2 protein-coding genes are annotated in these 8,017 nt (G+C 37.3%); both read right to left on the reverse strand.

Annotated elements, in window-relative coordinates:
* On the reverse strand, positions 1–6,509 hold a 6,509-nt coding region (locus AC0QT1_RS08140; RefSeq protein WP_473202076.1), incomplete at its 3' end, for a hypothetical protein.
* Between the two features lie 1,279 nt (positions 6,510–7,788).
* Positions 7,789–8,017 (reverse strand): YadA-like family protein (locus AC0QT1_RS08145; RefSeq protein ID WP_473202077.1); only part of this gene is annotated, 229 nt, incomplete at its 5' end.

An 8,017-nucleotide genomic window follows, 5' to 3' on the forward strand; every position in this document is an offset into this window, starting at 1 on the left:
ACCGTGAAGGTCGGAGCAGTCCATTTACCACCTTCATACTGAGCAGCACCACCTAAAGACTTCGCAACACTCTCCCCTAGACTATGAAGCTGGGAACCATTGATGGCCTCAATTGAATCTTTAGAGATTGTTCCATCCATCACACCAGAAATAGTGCGATTGCCATTACTCTTGTTTTGAAGATTGATTACAGTGCCACCTGTTTCCTTACCGATGGCAATAGGATCTCCATCTTTATCTTGTTTAACAAGGCTATCACTAACCACTCTACCAATCTGCTTATTAAGCTCATTTTTAACATTCGTAATAGAATTGCCAACTCCAGCCAATGCATCAGCTACATTGCTATAACTTTCATCTTTAGATTCAATACCATCTTCCTTGACGGTCTTAACTGTAAACTTTGGAGCAGTCCATTGACCATTCTCATACTTAGCACCACCTCCAAAATAGGTTGCAACCATGTCGCCCATTGAATAAAGCTGAGAACCATTGACAGCATCTGTTGAATCTTTCGCAATGTTACCATTAGCAAGAGACGTAATCTTACTATTCGTTTTTGCCTTATCTTTTCCGTGCTTGGCTACAAAAGCGCCTTCATCATCACCCCATAATAATGCATCACCTTGAACTTCTTGCGTAATATTAGTGATTTTTTCTTCAAACTGCTTAACCTCATTAGACAAATGAGTGTTTACATTCTTGACATTTGCATCAAGTCCTTCAAAGGCTGAACCGACATTATCATAGCTTGTCGTGCTTACCGTACCATCTTCAGTAATACTAGATAATTTATAAGTTGGCACTGTAAATGCGCCGTTTCTAGACGTAGTGCCTCCACCTAAAATCTTAACAAGATCCTGAGACATTGCATCAATTTGTTTACCATTAACAACATCATGAGAATTTTTTTCAATCTTACCGTCACCAACATTATGGAGTCCAACAGGAGCGGAACCTTTACCTTTCCCAAAAGTCACACTGCTGTAATTAGTTGCACCATCTGAACCCCTGTCGTAGAGAACCACCGCAGAATCTTCAGACTGAAGAGTATCGGAAAGATTCTTCAAACTTTTATCAAGCTGGTCTTTGTTAACCGCTTCATTACCTTTCACCGCTTCCTTAACGCCAGAAAGCGTTCTATCCTCTTTATCCTTGTTCGTTATATTGATTTCTGTGCCGCTCGTTTCTTTACCAACAGTGATAAAAGCCGTTTTATCATCCTGTTTAACAAGACTATCTCCTACTACTTTGCTAATCTCCTTGTTCACTTCGTTATGAATATTCGTGATAGAACTATTAACGGCAGAAAATGCATCTGTTACAGTATTATATTTTTCTTCTGTCGAATTGCCTGCATCATCAAATTTCTTAATCGTAAAACTTGGAGCTTTCCAATTGCCTTTTTCATCATATCCAATACCAGCACCAAAATAACCAGCTAGCTTATTACTCATAGAGTAAAACTGTGAACCATTTACGGCATCCGTTGAACTAGCAGAAATATCTCCATTCTGAAGAGATGTAAGCTTGCTATTGGTTTTTGTTTCCCCATGCGTTGCTATAAATGCATTTTTCGTCTTATCCCACAACAAAGCGTCACCTTGAACAGTGGTAATTTCATTCTTAATCTCCTGAGTAATGTCATTCTTAACATTCGTAATTTCATTCTTAACATTTGTAAATGAATTACCTACTCCGGCAAATGCAGTTGCTACATCATGATAATCTTTATCTTCTGTCTTACCATCTTCATTAACAATTTTAACCTTGAATGTAGGTACTGTCCATGTTCCTTTTGATCCATCATAGTTAGCACCACCACCTAAGTAGCTCGCAAAATTCTTATTTGTCTCAAAAAGCTGAGAACCATTTACTGCCTCTTTTGACTTCTCAGTAACATTTCCATTACCAACATTACGCAAAGAAACAGTACCATCACTCGGATTTCCAAAAGTCACACTGCTTTTTTTAGCTTTGCGAGCTGATCTCGTAAATGCAAGAGCATCTTCTGAAACCTCTTCCTCATCATAAAAAACTGCTACAGAACGCACGTCATCAATATCTTTAGAAAGTTTATCTACATTTTCGTCAAGCTGACCTTTATTAACTGCTTCATTGGCTTTATCTGCCTTCTTTACACCAGAAAGCGTTCTATCTTTACTATTTTGGTCAGCAATAGTGATTGTATTCCCGTGTTTTTCTGCACCAATTTTTATTATTTGACTATCGTCATCCCACTTAACAAGGCTATCACCTTTTACAGTAGTAATCTCATTGTTAATCTGTTTTGTAATCTCATTTTTAACATTCGTGAAAGATGCACCAACATCAGCTAAAGCTTCAGCTACAGTACCATACTTCTTCTCTTCAGAATTGCCATCGGCCTTAACTATATTAACTTTAAAATCAGGCTTGCTCAAAGTTCCATTCTCGTATTTAGCTCCACCGCCAAAATAAGATGCAACTGTGCTACCAAGAGAGTGAAGCTGAGAACCATTTACGGCGTCCGTTGAACTAGCGGAAATATCTCCATTCTGAAGAGATGTAATCTTACTATTACTCTTCACACCATCATCAACATGCTGCGCTACAAAGGCATCCTTAGTCTTATCCCACAACAAAGAATCATGGGCAACATTTTCAGATACTTCTTTAATGCGCTGATTTACATTCTTGATATTTATATCAAGACCGGAAAAAGCCGTTCCAACACCTTGAAAAGAACTCTCTGTTACAACTCCATCTTTAGCAATGTACGATAATTTATAGCTTGGCTGTGTAAGAGCTCCCTCTTTAAAGGATGCTTCTCCACCTAAAAACTTAGCAATATCCTCACCAATTTTGTTAACCTGACCACCCGTGATTGCATCATGTGAACCATTAGCAATATTACCATCAGCAACATTATGAAGACCTACAGATGTAGAACCCTTGCCCTTACCCAAAGTTACATTTGTATAATCAATTTCATCTTTTTCTTTTTTATCATAATGAACAACAGCTGATTCATCAGACTGAAGACTGTTGGAAAGCTTCGCTAAACTGTCATCAAGTTGACCTTTATTAACAGCTTCATTATTTTGTGTTGCGGCCTTCACACCAGAAAGTTTTCTATCCCCTTTGTCCTTATTTGCGATATTGATTTCATCACCTTCTGATTTAGCGCCAATAGTGAGATGATGCGTTGTTTTGTCTTGCTGAACAAAGCTTTCACTTTCCACTTTGTTAACTACATCATTAACCTGTTCAGTCAATTTCTGCTGTACATTTATGATAGAGCTACCAACTCCCGCAAATGCATCCGCTACAGTATCATACTTCTTTTCTTCAGAATTGCCATCATTCTTAACTATAGTAACTTTAAAATCAGGTTTACTCCATTTGCCATCTTCATACTTAGCACCACCACCTAAATAAGTCGCAACATCGCTACCCAATGTATGAAGCTGAGAACCATTTACAGCATCCGTTGAACTAGCAGAAATATCTCCATTCTTAAGAGAAGTAATCTTACTGCTGTCCTTATTTTTTCCGTGTTTGGTTACAAATGCATTATCAGAATCGCTCCACAATAAAGCATCGCCTTGAACAGTGGTAATTTCATTCTTAATCTCTTGGGTGATTTCATTCTTAACATTCGTAATTTTATTATCGACATTCTTAAATGAATTACCCACACCAGCAAAAGCAGCCGCTACATCATTGTAGGTAGAATCAAAGACACCACCACCATCTTTAACAGTCTGAACCTTGAAACTAGGAGCAGTCCATTTACCTTCCTTATACGCAGCACCACCTCCTAAATAAGATGCAACCTCACTGCCCAATGTATGAAGCTGAGAGCCATTTACAGCATCATGTGAATTTTCAGCAATATTACCATTGCCAACATTATGTAAAGAAACAGTGCCGGTCTTTAAATCACCAAAAGTCACGCTCTTCTTATTAACTTTACGGGCTGATTTCGTAAATGCAAGGGTATCTTCTGAAACCTCTTCCTCATCATAAAGAACTGCTACAGAACGCACGTCATTAATATCTTTAGAAAGTTTATTTACATTCTTGTCAAGTTGACCTTTGTTAACGGCTTCATTCTGATTTTGCGCATCCTTAATACCAGAAAGCGTTCGAACCTCACCAGCCTTATTAGCGATATTGATTACACTGCCATTCTCTTTCGAACCAATCGTAATATTACCTGTTTTTATATCATGCTGAATAAGGTTGTTTTCTGTAACATTAGTGATCTGTGTATTAATATTTTCGACCGCATCGTTAATTTGTTTTGTGAATTTTTTCTGAACATTCGTGAAAGCAGTATCAACACCTTCAAAAGCACCGGCAACATCATGGTAAGTCTTTTCTTGAGAGTTACCATCACCATCAACAATATTAAGTTTAAATGTTGGAGCACTCATTGTACCATTCTTATATTCAGCGCCACCACCTAAAGATTTTGCAACTTCTGTACCCATTTTATGAAGCTGACCACCTGTAATAGCATCCGTTGAATTTGTAGAAATGTCACCATCCTGAAGAGATGTAAGCTTGCTATTTGTTTTTCTTTCCGTTTCGCCATGCGTTGCAACAAAGGCCTTTTTTTCTTCACTCCATGACAAAGCATTTTGATCAACCTTTTGGACAATCTCCTCATGGATTTTCGTAACGGAATTTTCTACTTCGGTAATTTTATTATTAACACTCGTAAAAGAACTATCGACACCTGCAAAGGCAGATCCAACATCATTATACTGTTGATTTTGTACAGTATAGGTCGGCGCTGTACCTCCAAGAACATTTGCCTCACCACCCAAATATTTCGATATTTTACTATCAAGAGAGGATATATCACTGTTTGCTTTGGTTATATCAGTAGCATTCTTCTTAATCGTAATATTAGCTTCTTCAATAGCATTTTTATTTTGGGTTACATTAGTGTTCGTTGCAAAAAGCTGTGAACCTGTTACCGCTTCATTTGAATCTGCTAAAAGTGCACCATCTCTTATGCCAGTAAGTGTACGCTTTTCTTTATTCTTATTGGCAATATCAATTTTATCGCCATCCGTTTCCCCACCAATCGTGACATGCTTCGTATTAGCATCTTGTTTTACAAAACTACTGGCTTCTAATTGTTCGATCTTTTTTTCAGCTGTCTTTAACTGTGCAACATTTACCGCATCAGTATCTGCACTTCCAGCCGCTACATCTGTAACCTTTTTACTGCCAGCAGAAACACCCGCCGTGGTCACCTTCGGGCCATCACTAATTACTAAGCCTGCTTTATCTAAAGAAACTTTTCCTAATTTCACACTATCAAGCGTAAGATCCTTTGCAAGATCAAATATTACCTTATTGCCCTCTGTAGCTCTTGCAATGTCACTGTTGCCTTTTGCAATCTTTAAATTGCTGCTTCCTGCAGAAAAGTCTATCGCATTCTCTGAGTCTAAGCTAACGCTCGTGGAATCTTTACCGTCAACAGTGAATTTCCACCCCCCCACTACCATTTCCCTTAATTCTTTTAACTGAGCAACATTCACAACATCTGTATCTTCAGAACCAGCAGCAACACCTGTAATCTGTCGTGTTTTTCCACCTTCAACATTCCCAACACTAAGTGCTGCTAAGCCACTTTCCCAAACATGATTGCCTGCTGTTTTTGCTTTACCTGTTAGAGGATTATAACCCAAAATACCACTTTCACGATTAGATACAGAATATGCTCCCAAAGCTACAGCCTCTTCAAGAGTAGCCTTTGCTTCCGTACCAATGGCAACAGCACTCTTAGCACCTTCTTCAACAAGAGATTTGATCCCTATCGCCAGTGAATTTTCAGCTTTCGCAGTTGCAAGTCCACCAAATGCAAGAGCAGATATAGCAGATGCTTCTGATCCTATACCAATAGCAATACTTGCTTGGTCCTTTGCAAGCGCAGAAACACCAAAGGCTATCGCTCCCCCTCCTTTTGCTGTCGCACCAGCACCAAAAGCCGTTGAATAATTACCCGAAGCATAAGACCCACACCCTGTCGCAAAAGAATAAACACCAAAAGCCCGAGGCAGAATATTCGTAACACCACCAGTAAGCCCCCCCATATATCCACTATTAGCTCCAGCCTGACCATTACCAGTCCACGGAATCTGCTGCGTCATAGAACCATAAGGAGTGCGATTAGAAAACACTTTATTGGTGACAAATCTATCATATTGCGTCTCCGCACTTAGCCCAGTACCTCCTTGCAGCAAAGTTCCATCGCGACCAACAATTCTATCCACCCCACAGTAATCATCGTCACCGGCAAAAACAATGCTTCCATGGCTACCAAAAGGATAAGCTACATTAGGAGAATTATCATTGCGGATAATTGCCCCTGTTATCGACAGATTGGAAGAAAAAACAGGAGAAACACTTGATAAAAGTATTGCCATTGCAGTTCCTAACGCAACAGCTTTAATCGAAGATGACTGAACAGGAAAATAACTTAAAACTGTGGTATGTAATTTACGCATAACAAATGTCCTAATGAGAACTAAAAAAATAAAATAAAACATAAAAAAGACACATTTATCTCTTAGAGGTGTTTTAGCTTTGATGTTTTTTAAAGAAAAAAGATCTATTCATTTGGGTAGTTTTTATAGAGTACAGTTTATGAGGAGTTTTAAATCTCAGAAAGAGGTAGAGTGGTCTTAGATGGAAAGCTATAAAAGAGGGATCATTTAGTTATTCCTTATAGATTTTAGGACTCCTGTGTTTTCCATCAGACATTTTTCGATTGCTGTTTTATTGCAGAGTAAATGAAATGAGTTTTCTTTTGACCTCAAAGTATTTTGTATTTTGAAGAAAGGTTTCTTTATTCGTTTCTTACATTTCTTAAATACAATGGTTTTGATAATTTTATAAAAGGAATTAGCTACCCCCTCTGAGTATATTGCAGTGTTTTCTTGCTAAGAATCAATTCTCTTGCTAAGAATCATTGTAAGTGGATCTTGTGTAACATTATATAAGTAAAATAGCAAGAAAATATTACCAATGACGTTTAAGATGTGTTCTTATAAGGTGTGATATTTATTTTATTAATAGTTAAATTATAAAGTAGTTTTATATTTATAATTCAATGACAAGTGCTCTTAGATATTCAGAAATTCTTTCTTTTGTTGTATAAAATAAGAGAAAAGAATGTGGTGTTGTTTTTTATTTCTTTATTTTTACCTTAACAAAATCTTCCAGTGTTGTAATAATATCTTATACTTGACCATTTACATGGTTTTTAATGTTAGATACTTTCTGGTTCACTTCTCAAAGTGAACATTCATTCACAAATTCTTTCACATTTTCTTATAATTTACTATCCGCTACATGAATAAGCTTATTATCTTGTCCATTATGACGACCGTCATAACCTCTCTCTGTCTTATTCCAATTTAATCTATTCGATGAAACATTCTGGGCAATAGCATTAATGATGCAATTCAAATTTGGTTTTATTCCCATAAGTTTCAAACCAGCTTCCGATACCTAACTGTATTATACCATGAAGAGACTTTCGATTTTACAAAACATAATATGATGATTTTCATTTCCTGTTATGATGATCTGTATCTATAACAACCTCTCGACTGTTTTCTAAATTTTTAGAAAATTTATTCATCAATATTTTTCAAAATCCTTTTATGTGGTCTTTATATTAAGAAAAGTTCATGTTTTTCTGATGCTTAATTTTTTTTACAGTTTAAACGATTTTTTGCCCTTGTTTGAATTAAACAAGGGCAAATTGAATTATAAAAAGGATTAATTCAGGGTTAAATTAAGTCCAACACCTACCCCCCAATGACCACCGGCACTGGTTGCGGCTATGTTAGTGCGAATTTTTCCATCTTCAGAGGTATAACCAGCACCAAAAGAAAAAGCAGATTGACTACGCCATATACCACTACCCAATGAAACACTAAATTTCCCAGGATTGTCGTTATAGCGTAAGCTAGAGACCGCCAAACCAATAGCGGCTGCTTGTCTCGCC

Source organism: Bartonella sp. P12B (genome assembly GCF_055796185.1).